This window comes from Corynebacterium faecium (assembly GCF_027257105.1).
Classification (GTDB): domain Bacteria; phylum Actinomycetota; class Actinomycetes; order Mycobacteriales; family Mycobacteriaceae; genus Corynebacterium; species Corynebacterium lehmanniae.
Genome location: NZ_JAPYJX010000002.1, coordinates 38,073 through 52,988, shown reverse-complemented (window position 1 = coordinate 52,988; position 14,916 = coordinate 38,073). Strand labels below are relative to the sequence as shown.

The window sequence follows — 14,916 nt, the reverse complement described above, 5'->3', positions numbered from 1 at the left end:
CTATGACCAGCGTCTTTTACACCACGTTCTACGGCTCCACCCGTCAGTACGCCGAGGCGCTGGCCGCCCGCCTCGGCACGGTCGCGCGCGAGCTGCCCGCCACCCTCGACGCCACAGGCGGCCCTGTCGTCGTCCTCTCCCCCGTCCACGGGCCCTCCCACCCGGGCGTGCGCTTCATCAAGTCGCTGCCGGAGATTGATCGCCCGTTGGCTTTGGTCACTGTGGGCATGACGCTTGTCGACGTCGCAAGGCACGACGACGCTTCCGGCACCCTCCTCGGAGACCGTGCCGGGCAAGTGACCCGCTTTTACCTGCCTGGCAGGTTGAATTACTCGGAGCTGACCACCGCCCACCGGTGGACGATGAAGGCGCTGGTGGGCGCGCTGCGGCTCAAGCGTGAGCGCACCGAGAACGAGCAGGCGATGGTGGACAGCTACGGCCGGGACACGGACCGTGTGGACCTAACGCTGCTCGACCCGGTAGTGGAGTGGGCGCAGCGCGCCTAGCGGCTGAGCTTCGGCAACTGGATCGCGCCGGACTGCAGCGCGAAGTTCGCGATTAGCCCCAGCACCGCGAGCACGACGGTGGCGATGATGCCGCCCTTGATGCCCGCATCCAGCGGCTCGGACCTGTAGTCCTCGCCGTCCAGGCACGCCTGTACAGCCTGGACGTTGTTGGCCTTCTGCTGCGTCGCGGTGTCGGTGGAACCGAATGCCTCGCCGACGACCGCGGCGGTGCGCTGGATGCCGGTGAGCTTGTTCAGCTCCACGCCCTCGACCCCCTTCTCCGCCACGATTTCCTGGGTGACGCTCTTGGAGCCGGTGCCGTCGAGCTCAAGTTTGCACACCGGAGTGTTCTTGCTGCCGGCCATGGTGTTGGACGCGGCATCTGCGGGGCCGGCCGCCAGGGAAACGGCCATCGTGGCGGCAACCGCGGCGGCGGTGAACTTCTTCATGGGAAACTCCTGTTCAGGGGCGGGAAACAACAATAGTCAATATATCCTGCGCCGAGACGGCTGTCCGCAAGAGGCTGTGGTGTACACCCGTGGTCTCCCCAGTTATTGCTGCGAGTCGTGGTGCCTTATGATTCTGTGTGGCTTAAACCACTCAAGTCTTAAGGAGTACCTTTGACCACAGCGGGCAAAGAGTTCAATTTGGACCACCTCACCGTCGCCGACAAGCGGCAGGTGGAGGAAAACCGGTCCGGCACCGTCCCCGACGGCGGAACCCTGTCCTGGGCAATCACACTGTTCGGCACCGCCGTCGGCGCCGGCATCCTGTTCCTCCCCATCGACGCAGGAAGCTTCGGCTTTCTCCCACTACTGCTGATTACCCTGTTCATTGGCCCGATGGTGTTCTTTTCGCACCGCACCTACGCCCGCATCGTGGCCGCCTCCCCGGTCAAGGGCTTGGACGTGCTGCAGGTGGTCACCGCGCTCGCCGGCCGCAACCGCGGCCTGATGACGGGCCTGATGTACTGGCTGTCCATCTACCCCATCGTGCTCATCTACGGCGTGAGTATCACCAACACGATGGACAGCTTCGTGGTCAATCAGCTCGGCGGGCCTGAGGTGCCGCGCTGGCTCATGGCCATCCTGTGCGTCGGCGTGCTCACCGGCGCCTACGCCTTGGGCAAGAAAGCCACCCTGGCGTTTGCCAACCTGCTGGTCTACCCCCTGATCATCGCGCTGGCTGCGGTGTCGTTCTACCTCATCCCCCAGTGGGACCTGGCCAGCTTCCGCTCCTACGAGTCCGACGTGCCGTTCTGGAAAGCGATGCTGCTGATCCTGCCGGTGTTCGTGTTCTCCTTCAACCACATGCCGGCGATGTCCCAGTTCGCCCTGGACATGCAGAAGAAGTACCCGGATGACCTGGAGTCCACCAAGAAGGCCGTGGCGAAGATTGAGGCAATCACCACCGGCATGCTCGTGGTGTTCACCATGTTCTTCGTGTGGTCCTGCACCCTGGCGCTGGGTGCCGACGGGATGGACGCCGCCCGCGAGCAGAACATCCCCGTGCTGTCCTACCTGGCCAACGAGACCCACACGCCGTTTTTGGCGGTCCTCTCCCCGATCGTCGCGCTGTGCGCGATCGCCTCGTCCTACTTCGGCCACGTCATGGGCGCCGAGGAAGGCACCACCTACCTGGTGCGCGCCGTCGCGCCGGGTGCCGCAGAGCGACTGGACCCGAAGAAGCTGCGTTGGGGCATCTACGTCTTCATCTTCGTCACCACGGTGATCGCCGGCATCCTCAACCCTTCCATTCTGGACCTCATCTCCGTGGTCGGCGGCGTGTTCATCACATTCTTGGTTTACATCGTGCCGATGCTGCTGTTCCGCTACGCCAAGGACTACCAACGCTACGCCAACAAACCCGAAACCTGGTTCGTGTTCGTGCTCGGCGTGATCATCATGGGCGTCGCCATCTGGCAGATGTTCGCGGGCTAGAACCTAGAGGTGCACGACCTCGACATCCCCCTTCTCGGCGAGATATTGCGCAGCCACAGAGCGGTGGCAGGTGTCGGGTTTGGGCTCTGAGCAGAGGAGGGCGGAGCCATCGATAAGCTTGGGCATCTCGCGCTCGGCAAACTCGGCGCGCAACTGCTTTGCAAACTCGTCGAACGGCAGGCCCTCCTTGCGGTACGCGCGCATGAGTTCCTCGCTGGGTGCGAGCGACAGCTCGTGGGAGTAGTCGATGCCCGCGATGGTGTCGAGGAACCACGGCAAATCCGACTTCTTGGTAAAGCCGGCGAGCTGGTTCGTGTTGTGCCGCCGGATGTCCACGATCTGCTTTACGCCGTTGTCCCGGAGGATGTTGAAGAACTCCTTCGCGGTCTTCTTGCTGTAGCCGATGGTGTAGAGCTGCATATTTGCGACCATAGCGGTGTGGCTCGCGGTACGTTGGCGCGGTTGCGGACTCCGCATTGCGGACAATTTCGGGTAGACCAACTATTGGTAATTGCCAACGAAAAGTGGGTCGAGACTGCCGGAACTCGAGCGGCAGGATCTGTGATTTTGTAAAAGTTTACATGCGGAACAGTGCATAAGCTCTCTACCTGCGGTGTTAAATCTGGACGCTCGTCTGAATTGTCGATTCGTACAAAACCACCTAGAACCCGCCCCCACCGAGAGCCCACCCAGAACCTGCTCCGCCCCGGACTCCGCGCCGGGCGCCTGCATCCAAACGCCCTTAACTACACTGCATAACCATGACTGAGGCGACCCCGCACCGCTATACGGCTGAGCTGGCCAACACCATCGAGCAGAAGTGGCAGGCGTACTGGCGCGACGACCAGACGTTTTACGCCCCGAACCCGGTCGGCGACCTTGCCACCGGCGAGCCCCTGCCCACAGACAAGCTCAACGTCCAGGACATGTTCCCCTACCCCTCTGGCGCGGGCCTGCACGTGGGCCACCCGCTGAGCTACATCGCCACGGACGTCTACGCGCGCTACAACCGCATGCTGGGCAAGAACGTGCTGCACACGCTGGGCTACGATGCCTTCGGCCTGCCCGCGGAGCAGTACGCCATCCAGACGGGCACGCACCCGCGCGTGACCACCGAGGCGAACATCGCGAACATGCGCCGCCAGCTGGCCATGCTGGGTCTCGGCCACGACCCGCGCCGTTCCGTGGCCACCACGGACCCGGAGTTTTACAAGTGGACGCAGTGGATCTTCCTGCAGATTTACAACGCCTGGTTCGACGAGGACCTGCAGAAGGCCCGCCCGATCGAGGACCTGGTCAAGGACCTCATGTCGGGCGCCCGCACCACCAAGGACGGCCGCAACTTCCGCGACCTGACCACGGAAGAGAAGCACAAGGCTATCGACGAGTTCCGCCTGGTCTACCTCTCCGACTCCATGGTCAACTGGTGCCCGGGCCTGGGCACGGTGCTGGCCAACGAGGAGGTCACCGCCGAGGGCCGCTCCGAGCGCGGCAACTACCCGGTCTTCCGCAAGCGCCTGCGCCAGTGGATGATGCGCATCACTGACTACTCTGACCGCCTGCTCGACGATCTCGACCTGCTGCAGTGGCCGGAAAAGGTCAAGAGCATGCAGCGTAACTGGATCGGCCGTTCCCGCGGCGCGGACGTGCACTTCGCCTCCCCCGCCGGCGACATCACGGTCTTCACCACCCGCCCGGACACCCTGTTCGGCGCGTCCTATGTGGTGCTTGCGCCGGAGCATCCGCTTGTCGACGAGCTGGTCACCGCCTCCTACCCCTCCGACGTGGACAGCCGCTGGACCGGCGGCGCCGCCACCCCGCGCGAGGCAGTGGATGCCTACCTGCGTTCCATCGCCGCGAAGTCCGACGTGGAACGCCAGGAGAACAAGGAAAAGACCGGCGTGTTCCTCGGCTCGTATGCGGTGAACCCGGTCAGCGGCGAGGAGGTGCCGATCTTCATCGCCGACTACGTGCTCACCGGCTACGGCACCGGCGCCATCATGGCGGTGCCGGCGCACGACGAGCGCGACTACGAGTTCGCCACCGTCTTCGGCCTGCCCATCACCCCGGTGCTGGACGGCGACGTTACCGAGGCGGCGTTCACCGGCGACGCGGAGCACATCAACTCCGCCAATGACAACGGCCTGGATTTGAACGGCTTGGGCAAGGGTGAGGCTATTGAGCGGGCGATCCTTTGGCTCGTCGATAGGCAGAGGGGCTCCGAGAAGATCCAGTACAAGCTGCGCGACTGGCTGTTCGCGCGCCAGCGCTACTGGGGCGAGCCGTTCCCGATTGTCTACGACGAGAATGGTCAGGCGCACGGGCTGACCGAGGACATGCTGCCGGTGGAGCTGCCGGAGGTGGAGGACTACAACCCCGTCGCCTTCGACCCCGATGACGCCGACTCCGAACCCGCCCCGCCGCTGGCGAAGGCGACCGACTGGGTCGAGGTGGAGCTGGACCTGGGCCACGGCAAGCAGAAGTACTGGCGCGACACGAATGTGATGCCGCAGTGGGCCGGTTCCTCCTGGTACCAGCTGCGCTACATCGACCCGACGAACGCTGAAGCATTCGTAGACATCGAAAACGAGCGCTACTGGACGGGTCCGCGCCCCGACGAGCACGGTGCCGATGATCCGGGCGGCGTGGACCTCTACGTCGGCGGCGTGGAGCACGCGGTGCTGCACCTGCTGTACGCCCGCTTCTGGCACAAGGTGCTGTACGACCTGGGCTTTGTCACCTCCCAGGAGCCGTACCGCCGCCTGTTCAACCAGGGCTACATCCAGGCCTACGCCTACACCGACTCGCGCGGCGTGTACGTCCCCGCCGCCGAGGTGGAGGAGCGCGACGGCAAGTTCTTCTACGACGGCGCCGAGGTCAACCGCGAGTACGGCAAGATGGGCAAGTCCCTGAAGAACTCCGTCGCGCCCGATGATGTGGTGGAAGAGTACGGCGCCGACACCCTGCGCGTCTACGAGATGTCCATGGGGCCTTTGGACACCTCCCGCCCGTGGGCGACCAAGGACGTCGTCGGCGCGCACCGCTTCCTGCAGCGCCTCTGGCGCCTGGTTGTGGACGAGGCGACCGGTGAGACGTCGGTCGTGGACACCGCGCTCACCGACGAGGACTCCAAGGCCCTGCACCGCACCATCGCCGGCGTGCGCGACGACTACGAGCACCTGCGCGACAACACCGTCGCCGCCAAGCTCATCGAGTACGTCAACTACCTGACCAAGACCTACCCGAACGGCGCGCCGCGCGCCGCCGTCGAGCCGCTGGTGCAGATGGTCTCGCCGCTCGCACCCCACATCGCCGAGGAGCTCTGGTCGGTGCTGGGCCACTCTGAGACCATCACGTTCGAGCCGTTCCCGGAGTTCGAGGAGCAATGGCTTGTCGACGACACCGTGGAAGTGCCCGTCCAAATCAACGGCAAGGTCAAGGCACGCATCGACGTCGCCACCGACGCCTCCAAGGACGACCTCGAGGCCGCAGCACTTGCCGACGAGCGCGTGGCCGGCCTCATCGCCGGCAAGAACGTGGTGAAGGTGATCGCCATCCCGGGCCGCATGGTCAACCTGGTGGTCAAGTAGGGGTCTGCGGGCGTGGGGCTTCGCGGCGGGGTCCTGCGCGGGTCGTAGCCGGCGTCGGGCGCAAGATAGTTCACTCCCCCGGTGCCTCCCAGTGAATTAGTTCTCGTTGGACGGCCGGATAATTCACTTTCCCCAGGTCGCGCGGAGCCCGTTGCGGAGTAGTTCACTCGGCGATGAACCATTCCGCACCGCCGCTAACCAAACCGCGCCGGCGCCGACACATCGCGGCCGAATCTGTCAGTCGGCCCGCAAACCCCCAGGTCGGCGCAAATGGCTGCCGTGATGTGTCAGGAGCCCGGCCGCCCAGCACCCGCCCAACCCCGCCTGCCGCCCGGGTCTGTGACTGGTGTGACTGATAAAGTCCCAAGTGAACGGAACCCACGATCACGAAGGATAAACACATGTCCACCCCTTATAACGGCGGCGGGTACGAGCCGTACCCGGAGCACCCGGAAGGCAGCCACCCGGAAAACGGCACCGGCGGCACCGGCGACCGGGCCGGCGACTACCCGGCCTACAGCAGCCCGAACACCGAAAGCACCTACGACGCGTTCGAGGTGAACTCGGCGGCGTCGATGGCCGGCGCCTCCGCGTTGCGCTTCCACGGCCAGCAGCTCACTGACAACGCCCCCGGCGACGGCGTGTCCCCGCACCCGATCAACGACCCGGCGTCGAACGGCTGGTTCCACGTGAAGGGCAACGGCAAGCTCGAGATCATGGAGGCGCTGAGCTGGGGCGGCAAGGCCCTGTTCGCCAACGCCAAGCTGTGGATCCCGTTGGGCGTGGCCTACACGTTGCTAGCGGTGTTGGGCCTGTTTTTGCCGGGTGCGGGTGCGATGATCGGCTCGATCGGCATGCTGCTGCTCGCGCCGTGGATGGTCGGCGTGGCGTTGCAGCAGACGTTGGTGAAGCAGTTCACGTACAACGAGGCGAAGGCGCCGGCGTACGGCAAGACGCTGGGCGTGACGGCGTTGCTCGGCGTTGTAGCGATGATCGTCTCCATGATCCTGCTCATGGTGCTCGCGTTCGGCGCGCTGACCACCATCGACCCGACCACGCTGCCGGATAACCCGGAAAACCTCACCCCGGAGGAGATGTGGAACCTGTTGCGTCCGATTCTGGGCGCATTGGCTGTCATGGGTGTGATTGGCCTGCTGGTCATGCCGTTTTTCATGTTCCAGGCGTGGTACGCGGCGGATAATAACGGCTCGTTCGGCAACGCTATTTCCGCCGGTTTCAAGGCTGGCGCGTCGAATTACCTGAAGATCCTGGGCTTCGTGGTGCTCGCCGGGTTGATCAACATCGTTGGTGCGGCGCTGTTCTTCGTCGGCCTGATTGTCACGATGCCCGGCACCATGCTCGCCGCGGCGCACGCGTACCGCCAGATCTCCGGCGGTCCGGTGCCCAAGGAAGCTACAGCGTAACGACGGCGCGTCCGCTCCACCCACCATCGAGCAGCGAACGCCCAACTTCTTCAACGCCGTCCAATCCGACTTCTTCGGTGCGGATGGCGTTGGTGTCTACGGATTCGTCGATGAGCGCCCACGCTTCGTCGCGAAGCTCATTCGGCGCGTCGACGGAGTTGATGCCCACCAGCTGCACCCCGCGCAGGATGAACGGCAGGACGCTGGCGGGCAGGTCGTTGCCGGCGGCCATGCCGCAGGCGGTGGCCACGCCGCCCCACTGCAGCTGCGACAGCGCGTTGGCCAAAACGGTGGAGCCGACGGTGTCCACCACGCCGGCCAGGCGAGCCTTCTGCAGCGGCTTGCCGGCCTCGGCGAACTCGGCGCGGTCCACAACCTCAGCGGCGCCGAGCTCCTTCAGCCAGGCGCCATGCTTATCGACGCGCCCCGTCAACGCCCACACCTCATACCCCCGCGCCGCCAGGAGCTGCACCGCGATGGATCCGACGCCGCCGGTGGCGCCGGTGACGAGCACGGGGCCGTCGAGAGGCGAAAGCGCGACGCGCTCCAGACCCGCCACCGAAAGCGCGGCGGTGTAGCCCGCGGTGCCGATGGCGGCGGCCTCGAACGCGGAGAAGCGCGCGGGCACGCGGGTGACATCTTTAGCGTCGATACGCATCTGCGGGGTGTAGCCGCCGTGGCGGCGCTCGCCGATGCCGCGGCCGTTGACGGTGACCAGCGTGCCGTCCTCGAGGGTGCCCACGGCGTCGATGCCCGGCACCATCGGCAGTTCGCGCAGGATGCCGCGGTTGCCGGACAGCGCCATCGCGTCCTTGTAGTTCACCGACGAGTGGCTCACGTTGATCAGGGTGTCGCCCTCGCCCGCGTAGGCGTCCTGCGTCTCGACGATCTCCGGGCCGTTCTCAGTGACAATCAAGCTGTTGCTCATGGCCGCCAGCATAAGCCGACACTACGGTGGGGCGGGTGAAAACAGCGAGCAAAGCCAACAACGCCGCCGCCTACGCCGCGGCGGTGGTCGTGACTGCCCTGGTCGTGCTCGCCTTCACCGTGGGTAAGGCGTTCGTGTCCATCCCGGGGCTGTGGTCGGCGGAGGCGCACCAGCTCAGCCAGGTCCGCCTGAACCCGCTGGAGACCTTCGAGTACGCGCGCGTGTGGTGGGGGCCGTGGCTGAACCTGTTCGGCAACATCGCGCTGTTTACCCCGGTCGGCTTCATCGCGTACCGCGGCTCGGTGGCCCGCGCGGTGCTGGTCGGGCTGGTGTGCAGCCTGGGCATCGAGGTTGCGCAGTATGTGTTCGCGTGGGGCTACAGCGATACTGACGACGTGCTCTGCAACGTCGCCGGGGCGGCGCTGGGTGCGGGGTTGGCCGGAGGGACGTCGAGAAGCAATCGCGCAACGGTGCTGTGGTGCATCGCCGCGGCCGGAGCGGTCGTGCTCACCGTGTGGGCGGCGCTAGGGTTGAGCGCATGAGCGAGCGCGGATGGTTTACCAGGCGGGTCTTCCCCGACGGCGGGGAGCCCGACCCGCGATTCACCCTGGCCAACGAGCGCACCTTCCTCGCCTGGACCCGCACCGCGCTGGCGTTTCTGGCCGGCGGGATCGCGCTCGAGGCGTTCGAGCTGCCCGGCATCGAACCCGGCGTGCGCAAGGTCGCTGCCGCCGCTGTCATCCTGATAGCCATGGCCATTTCCGCAGGTGCGGCGGTGCGGTGGGTGCGAATCGAGAGAGCTTTGCGTCACGACGAGCCCCTGCCCGCCCCCGCCATCATCCCCGTCTTGTGCGTGGTGGTGTTCGTCGCGGCGGTGGTTGTGGCGGTGAGCCTGCTCGCATGATCGCCGTCGCCGACCCCGGCCTGCAGGCCGAACGCACCGCCATGAGCTGGACCCGCACCGCGCTGGCCATGCTCGTCTGCGCGGCCACGCTGTTGCGGTGGGCTGGTTCCTACCCGGCGTTGATCGTGGTGGCGTCGGTGGCGCTGGCGGTGGGCGCGCTGGTGATCGTGGCGCTGAACCGGCGGGCGTACCGCTTCGAAGCCTCCGCGCTTGCCGATGAGCGCAGCGCACCCAACGCCGCCGCCGTGTTTCTGCTGACCGCGATGATGCTCGGCACCGGCGGGCTGGGGCTGTACCTGGTGGTGGGGTGAGGGGGCTGGCTTCCGCCGCCCCGCCGCTGCCCCGCCGCTGCCCCGCCGCTGGGAATTTGTTCACTGCCCACCGGCCTGCGGGTGAATTAGTTTCCCTGGCAGGGTTGATTTGTTCACTTTCCCCAGGTCACGGAGTCCGGTGTCGGGGATTGGTTCATCTGCTAGTGAATTAATTCCACGAGGGAGAAGTGGGGGCGGCTAGCGGTAGCGTTTTCCTCGTTGATAAAACTCCCGATGCTCGTGCATCATTTCACGACCTTCGGCGGTAAGGGCGGAACGCCCGGGCTGGATTTCCTCGACAACGCTGAAGGCGTAAAGCCAGGGGATTAGGAAGTCCATTGATTCCGGCGGTGCGGCGCCACCGTCCCCGATGAACCATTCGATCGTTGCATCCCAGTCCTCCCGTCCCACCACCGCTTCGAACAGGCGACGGAAATTTACGCTGAAGAACGACGTGCGGAAATCGCTGTCTAGGTATTCTTTACCTGCTTTAGTGAGGGTGACGGTGCCGCTGCGCTTTTTCAACAGGCCAGACTCGACAAGCACGTCCGAGACGTCGTCGGCAAACGGTATCTCAGTGATGTGGGTGATTGCCTGCGCAGTGCTGAGCGGCAGGATCCCCTGCTCCAGGGCGACCCCCTCGGTGAAAAGCTCCAACAGTTTTGCCACTACTCCGGTGAGTTCGAGGGAGTCGTCGAAGGAGCCCGGCACGTCGGGAACGTCTACCCCGTCCGGCCCGCCCAGCATGTCGCCGAAGAACTCGGTCACGGCGTTGATCATGGTGGGGTTGCGCTCCGGGTGCGGGTCCATGTCGATGATCTGGAGCAGGTCGGGGCGGGACTGGAGGAAGTCGTCGAAGTGCTGGGCCAGGCCGGGGCCGTCGCCGTGCTCGTCGGCGGCGGCGACCTCGTCGAAGAACATCTCCTCGGCGACGTTGCCGATTCGGGTGGCCACGGACACCGGGTCGGCCTGCGTCATGCGGTCGAGCATCCGCTCCGGCGGCATGACGGGAAGGTAGGAGAACATCAGGGTGATGGTCTCCAAGTCCGGTTCGATGCCGGCGGCCAGCAGGCGCGCCTGGTGGCGGAAGGTGGTCATCAGCTCTGGGCCCGAGCAGGCTTCGACGACGTCGGGCCCGGCAGCGTCGATAAGCATGGGCGTAGGGCCCTCGATGTTGGAGGGGCCTAAGACCTCGACGTGGACGTTCCAGTTGGCCGCCGGGTCGTAGACGTAGTTCATGGGGCGCATCTCGGCGACCGTGAGCTCGCTTTCCGGGTGCTCGCCGGGGCCGGGGGCCGCAGTAAAGACGGAGCGCTGCGTGCCCTCCTGGCTGACATAGAGGTGGGTGGCGGCGCCGGTGAAGCCGAGGGAGGCGTCGATGATCTGGGAGAGTTCGCCGAGCGTCATGGTCTCCTCGACGTTGACGCAGCGGGAGATTTCGGGCGAGGTGCCTTCGACGATCATGAGCACTGAAACGGTCATACCGGCAACCTTACGGACTAGACCACGAACAGGAAGGCGCACACGACGGCAGTCACCGCGCCCGCGGCGAGCGGCACGGCGGTGCGGCGGACCACGTCGATCGGGTTGACCTGCAGCGCACCGGCGACGATGAGCACTGCGGCGTTGACCGGGGAGGCCTGGCGCATGGTGTTGGAGGCGGCCCAAATGGAGGTGAGCATCTGCGGGGCGGACACGGCGGAGTCGGCGGCGATGCCGGGCACCATCTCGGAGAACGCGAAGTAGGGCGCCACGCCGGAGCCGGTGAGCAGCGCCATCGCGGCGGTGGCCAGCACGAACACCAGCACCATCAGCACGGCCGCGCCGGAGGATGCCTGGGCCAGGTTGGTCAGGGCCTCGATCACGCCCATCTGCGTGATGCCCTCCACCAGGATGGCGGCGGCGACGATCAGGGAGACCACGCCGGCCGCACCCTCACCGAGGCCCTTGAAGAACTCCTGGAGGGAGTCGGCGGCGTAATTGACATCGCGCAGGCGGATGGCCTCGATGATCATCGTGACCATCAGCGACACCACGGTCACCGGCAGGATGCCGGCCTCGAAGGAGACCACGCCCAGGCGGTTCAGGGCGGCGGAGACGATGATCAGAAGCAGCGGCAGAAGCGGCAGGATGGCGTAGAAGCCGGGCAGGCCCTCGGCGCGCTCGACGGCTTCGCGGATGCGGCGCTCGGACTCGCTGTCCTTGGCGGCCTCAAGCTCGGCGTCCGACGCACCGGCGCCGGACTTGACCAGGTCTTTCTTGTCGCAGTGGCGCTGCCACCACATGTGCACAAACGCGATGACCACCAGCGCGGGGATGGTGGCTTTGGCCACGTTGCCGAAGGTGAACTCGGTGACTGTCAGGCCGGTCAGCTCCGCGCCCTGGATCAGGCCGGCCTCCAGCGGCGACGGCGCGATGGTGGAGGCGGTGGCCACGATCGCGCCGACCGTCAGCGGCGTCAGCCCCGCGGCGATCAGCGCCGGCATCAGCGTGGCCACGAGCAGCAGCGACAACGCACTGGCAGACGGCACGACGAAGGACAACAGCGTCGCGACGGCAAACCCGATGGGCACGAGCCAGTAGGAGCCGTGGAAGCGGCGCAGCGGGCTGGACAGCGCCACCACCGTCTTCGCGTCGGCGCCGATGTGGCGCATGTAGCCGACGAAGCCGAACAGCACCATGATCGCCATGCCGGTGCCGGCGAAGCGGGACTTGAACAGGGACTCGATGATCAGCAGCTCGTCGTAGAACGCGTTGCCGGAGGACTCGATGTCCGCGGTGGAGTGGTCGATGCGCCCGGTGGCCGCGGCGATCATGAGCAGCAGGACGCCGACGGCGAAGATGGAGGAGGCCGCGTGGACCTTCTTGGCAATGAAGTAGCCGACGGCGATGACGGCGAGAATGGCAAAGAAAATGTAAAGCACGCTGCGATTATGCAGTGTGAAGCCACGCCCCGCTGGGTGAATGCGCGGGGTGTGGCAAATCTCTCGACAAAAGCCGGAAAACTACGCCGGCTGGCCGCCGAGCAGGAGCACGTGGGCGATGTTGTCGGAGCGGTTGACCAGCCCCAGGGTGCGGTGGCCGGCGTCCAGCATCCCGGCGGAGTGCGCCGGCACCGGGGTGTTGTTCACGGTGATGTCCCCGTCGGGGGCGACCACGGCGTACTCGAACTCCTCGTAGACCGTGACGGCCAGTTCGGTCTCCGGCGCGATGGTCAGCTGCGCTGCCACGCACGGCTCGTCGGTTTCCACGGAGCCGGAGCGGCCGAACATGCGCCCGGCGAATACGAAGGCCTCGCCAGCGGACTCGGTGGTCACGCTGCGCAGGCCGAACGCGTCCGGCTGGGCGCGTTGGATCTTGTCGGGGACGGCTTCAGCGTCGATAAGCACTTGCACCTGCGCGCGCTCGAGTACGCCGCCGAGGCGGGCGGTGCCGTCGTGCCGCCATGCGAAGGATTTGCAGTCGGCGGGCGTATCTTCCGGGCCCGCGAGGCCCCTGAGGAATGCGACCCCGCGCCACGGGCCAGCGTTCAGCTCGATGAAGCTCATGGCGGCAAGCTTATATGATCCGGCGCTGCCGGGCTTCCTCCACGGCGGCGGTGCGGTTGTCCACCCCGAGTTTGGAATAAATGTGGATCAGGTGCGTCTTCACGGTCGCCTGCGAGATGAACAGTTGCTGGGCGATTTCCTTGTTGGAGGCGCCGGTCTGCACCGCGCGCAGCAGCTCAATCTCGCGCGCCGAGAGCGCCTCGGCCGGGTTGACCAGCCGGTCCGCCAGCACGTTCGCCACCTGCGGGGAGAGCACCCTTTTGCCTTGCGACGCGCTCCGCACCGCCTCGTACAGCTCATCTTCCGGCGCGTCCTTGAGCAGGTAGCCCATGGCGCCTGCCTCCACCGCGGCGACTACGTCGGCCTGGGTGTCGTAGGTGGTCAGGATCAGCACCGGCGGCCCGCCGGCGGCGACTAGGCGGCGCGTCAGCGCGATGCCGTCCGCGCCGGGCATCTGGATGTCGGAGACCACCACGTCCACCCCCTCGGGCACCTCGGCGTTGCCGTCGGCGGCCTCGGCGACGACTTTTACGCCGTCGAAGGAATTGAGCACGGCGCGCAGGCCGGCGCGGACGACCGGATGGTCGTCGATAAGCATGACGTTCAGCGTCATTTCTCCTCCACAGGCAGAGTTGCGGCGAGGACGTTGCCCTCCACCGTGAGCTCGCCGCCGACCTCCTCGACGCGGGCGCGCAGGCCTTTCAGGCCGTAGCCCTCGGGCCCGGTGATGCCGCGGCCGTTGTCGAAGACGTCGATGGTTGCGGTTGCACCAAGCCTATCGACGGTCACCACCGCCGACGAGGCACCCGCGTGGCGCACGATGTTGCTCAGGCCCTCCCGCACGACGCGCTCCGCCACCGACGCGCACGGTTCCGGCAGGTCGACGGCCTGGACGCGGACCTCGAGCTGTTCGCCGAGCGCGCGCTGGCGGTCCTGGGCGTGGCGCGCCAGGCGCTCAAGGCGCACCGGCAGCGTCTCGCGCTTCGGGGCCTGCGGCTGCGCGGAGTTCTCCGCGACGAAACGGCGCGCCTCCGCCAGGTTGTCGGAGGCGGTGGAGCGGATCACGTCCAGCGTCTCGCGCGCCGGGTCGCCCTCATCGAGCTGCTTGTCCATCGCCCGGCCCAGCAACACGATGGAGCTCAAGCCCTGCGCCATGGTGTCGTGCACCTCGCGCGCCAGACGCGCCCGCTCCTCCGCCACGCCCGCCGCGTGCTCGGCCTTCGCGGCCTCGCGCTGGGCGGCCTTGAGGTCCTCGGCCATCTGCCGGTAGTGGTCCGCCTCCGCGCGCAGCGCCTGGTAGGCGTGCACGATGATCACCGCCAGCACAGTGCCGATGGTGGGGCCGATGACCGCGCCGGGCCCGCCGGCGGGGGCGGTGGCGGAAAGTGCCACGGCCAAAAAAGCCGCCGCGGCCGCGAGCTCCCACCACGCGGGCAGCAGCACGCAGGCCAGCATGACCAGCGGGAACTCCAGCCAGACGAACTCTTCGGACATCTGCACCAGTCCCACCCACAGCGCGGCCACCACCGCGAGCCACGTGTTCGGCGCCCACGCCGGGTAGTCCTTGCCGTGGAAGTGCCAGACGGTGCCGGCCATGTAGACGCAGGCGAACGCCAGGGGCAGGGCGAGGGCGGTCACGGGTGCGTCGCTACGCAATTGCCCCACGAGCCCCACCGCGAGCAGCACGGCGACGAGCACGTGCAGGCTAACGCGCAGAAAATCGAGCAGGCGGGTGGTGGACAACATGCGACTGAGCGTAGATCAA

15 protein-coding genes are annotated in these 14,916 nt (G+C 66.5%); 7 read left to right on the top strand and 8 right to left on the bottom strand.

The annotated features are described in order from the left end of the window. The first annotated feature begins 2 nt into the window (after positions 1–2). Positions 3–506 (top strand): flavodoxin domain-containing protein, encoded by a 504-nt coding sequence (locus O5O53_RS02345; RefSeq protein WP_269508679.1) that lies wholly within the window; start codon positions 3–5, stop codon positions 504–506. Here O5O53_RS02345 and O5O53_RS02340 read toward each other — a convergent pair. Then, on the bottom strand, positions 503–955 hold the full coding sequence (locus tag O5O53_RS02340) for a hypothetical protein (RefSeq protein WP_269508676.1): 453 nt from the start codon (positions 953–955) through the stop codon (positions 503–505). The genes O5O53_RS02345 and O5O53_RS02340 overlap by 4 nt on opposite strands. Positions 956–1,126: 171 nt before the next feature. On the opposite strand from O5O53_RS02340, the gene O5O53_RS02335 reads away from it, so the two are divergent. Then, the gene (locus tag O5O53_RS02335) at positions 1,127–2,446 is read left to right on the top strand and encodes an amino acid permease (protein ID WP_269508674.1); all 1,320 of its coding nucleotides are present in this window, start codon (positions 1,127–1,129) and stop codon (positions 2,444–2,446) included. Positions 2,447–2,449: 3 nt separating this feature from the next. Here the strand turns inward: O5O53_RS02335 and O5O53_RS02330 are convergent, their stop codons facing one another. Next, complete coding sequence (locus O5O53_RS02330; RefSeq protein WP_269508671.1) at positions 2,450–2,866, bottom strand: DUF488 domain-containing protein; 417 nt, start codon at positions 2,864–2,866, stop codon at positions 2,450–2,452. Positions 2,867–3,207: 341 nt separating this feature from the next. On the opposite strand from O5O53_RS02330, the gene leuS reads away from it, so the two are divergent. Beyond that, complete coding sequence (gene leuS / locus O5O53_RS02325; RefSeq protein WP_269508669.1) at positions 3,208–6,036, top strand: leucine--tRNA ligase; 2,829 nt, start codon at positions 3,208–3,210, stop codon at positions 6,034–6,036. Between the two features lie 401 nt (positions 6,037–6,437). Beyond that, the gene (locus O5O53_RS02320) at positions 6,438–7,460 is read left to right on the top strand and encodes a DUF2189 domain-containing protein (RefSeq protein ID WP_269508667.1); all 1,023 of its coding nucleotides are present in this window, start codon (positions 6,438–6,440) and stop codon (positions 7,458–7,460) included. Here the strand turns inward: O5O53_RS02320 and O5O53_RS02315 are convergent. Continuing rightward, complete coding sequence (locus tag O5O53_RS02315) at positions 7,450–8,388, bottom strand: acrylyl-CoA reductase family protein (RefSeq protein WP_269508665.1); 939 nt, start codon at positions 8,386–8,388, stop codon at positions 7,450–7,452. The two genes, O5O53_RS02320 and O5O53_RS02315, sit on opposite strands and share 11 nt — an antisense overlap. Before the next feature lie 35 nt (positions 8,389–8,423). Here O5O53_RS02315 and O5O53_RS02310 point away from each other — a divergent pair, with 35 nt between their 5' ends. From O5O53_RS02310 to O5O53_RS02300, 3 genes are read left to right on the top strand one after another with little or no spacing between them, the layout of a single operon-like run. Further along, positions 8,424–8,930, top strand: a complete 507-nt coding sequence (locus O5O53_RS02310; protein ID WP_269508663.1) for a VanZ family protein — start codon at positions 8,424–8,426, stop codon at positions 8,928–8,930. Then, entirely contained in the window at positions 8,927–9,292 is a 366-nt protein-coding gene (locus O5O53_RS02305; protein ID WP_239307200.1) for a YidH family protein, read from the top strand. The genes O5O53_RS02310 and O5O53_RS02305 overlap by 4 nt, the downstream gene beginning before the upstream one ends. Beyond that, positions 9,289–9,603: a DUF202 domain-containing protein gene (locus O5O53_RS02300; protein ID WP_269508660.1), complete on the top strand. Its 315-nt coding sequence runs from the start codon at positions 9,289–9,291 to the stop codon at positions 9,601–9,603. The genes O5O53_RS02305 and O5O53_RS02300 overlap by 4 nt, the downstream gene beginning before the upstream one ends. A 198-nt stretch (positions 9,604–9,801) precedes the next feature. Here O5O53_RS02300 and O5O53_RS02295 read toward each other — a convergent pair whose 3' ends face one another. From O5O53_RS02295 to O5O53_RS02275, 5 genes are all read right to left on the bottom strand, one after another. Then, positions 9,802–11,085: an IS1096 element passenger TnpR family protein gene (locus O5O53_RS02295; protein WP_239307198.1), complete on the bottom strand. Its 1,284-nt coding sequence runs from the start codon at positions 11,083–11,085 to the stop codon at positions 9,802–9,804. A gap of 17 nt (positions 11,086–11,102) precedes the next feature. After that, the gene (gene dcuC, locus O5O53_RS02290; protein WP_269508657.1) at positions 11,103–12,527 is read right to left on the bottom strand and encodes a C4-dicarboxylate transporter DcuC; all 1,425 of its coding nucleotides are present in this window, start codon (positions 12,525–12,527) and stop codon (positions 11,103–11,105) included. An 81-nt stretch (positions 12,528–12,608) separates the two neighbouring features. Then, positions 12,609–13,151 (bottom strand): pirin-like C-terminal cupin domain-containing protein, encoded by a 543-nt coding sequence (locus O5O53_RS02285; RefSeq protein ID WP_269508655.1) that lies wholly within the window; start codon positions 13,149–13,151, stop codon positions 12,609–12,611. 10 nt (positions 13,152–13,161) lie between these two features. Continuing rightward, a complete protein-coding gene (locus O5O53_RS02280) occupies positions 13,162–13,764 on the bottom strand; it encodes a response regulator (RefSeq protein WP_269508652.1) in 603 nt (200 codons plus the stop codon). Next, on the bottom strand, positions 13,761–14,897 hold the full coding sequence (locus O5O53_RS02275) for a sensor histidine kinase (protein WP_269508649.1): 1,137 nt from the start codon (positions 14,895–14,897) through the stop codon (positions 13,761–13,763). Before O5O53_RS02275 ends, O5O53_RS02280 begins: the two co-directional genes overlap by 4 nt. Positions 14,898–14,916: the final 19 nt, after the last annotated feature.

What these genes read in the sequence shown, in the direction of transcription:
- O5O53_RS02305 (WP_239307200.1), top strand. Translation starts at nt 8,927, where the DNA reads ATGAGCGAGCGCGGATGGTTTACCAGGCGGGTCTTCCCCGACGGCGGG.
- O5O53_RS02320 (WP_269508667.1), top strand. Translation starts at nt 6,438, where the DNA reads ATGTCCACCCCTTATAACGGCGGCGGGTACGAGCCGTACCCGGAGCAC.
- O5O53_RS02300 (WP_269508660.1), top strand. Translation starts at nt 9,289, where the DNA reads ATGATCGCCGTCGCCGACCCCGGCCTGCAGGCCGAACGCACCGCCATG.
- O5O53_RS02330 (WP_269508671.1), bottom strand. Translation starts at nt 2,866, where the DNA reads ATGCAGCTCTACACCATCGGCTACAGCAAGAAGACCGCGAAGGAGTTC.
- O5O53_RS02340 (WP_269508676.1), bottom strand. Translation starts at nt 955, where the DNA reads ATGAAGAAGTTCACCGCCGCCGCGGTTGCCGCCACGATGGCCGTTTCC.
- O5O53_RS02280 (WP_269508652.1), bottom strand. Translation starts at nt 13,764, where the DNA reads ATGACGCTGAACGTCATGCTTATCGACGACCATCCGGTCGTCCGCGCC.
- O5O53_RS02275 (WP_269508649.1), bottom strand. Translation starts at nt 14,897, where the DNA reads ATGTTGTCCACCACCCGCCTGCTCGATTTTCTGCGCGTTAGCCTGCAC.
- O5O53_RS02315 (WP_269508665.1), bottom strand. Translation starts at nt 8,388, where the DNA reads ATGAGCAACAGCTTGATTGTCACTGAGAACGGCCCGGAGATCGTCGAG.
- leuS (WP_269508669.1), top strand. Translation starts at nt 3,208, where the DNA reads ATGACTGAGGCGACCCCGCACCGCTATACGGCTGAGCTGGCCAACACC.
- O5O53_RS02345 (WP_269508679.1), top strand. Translation starts at nt 3, where the DNA reads ATGACCAGCGTCTTTTACACCACGTTCTACGGCTCCACCCGTCAGTAC.
- O5O53_RS02285 (WP_269508655.1), bottom strand. Translation starts at nt 13,151, where the DNA reads ATGAGCTTCATCGAGCTGAACGCTGGCCCGTGGCGCGGGGTCGCATTC.
- O5O53_RS02295 (WP_239307198.1), bottom strand. Translation starts at nt 11,085, where the DNA reads ATGACCGTTTCAGTGCTCATGATCGTCGAAGGCACCTCGCCCGAAATC.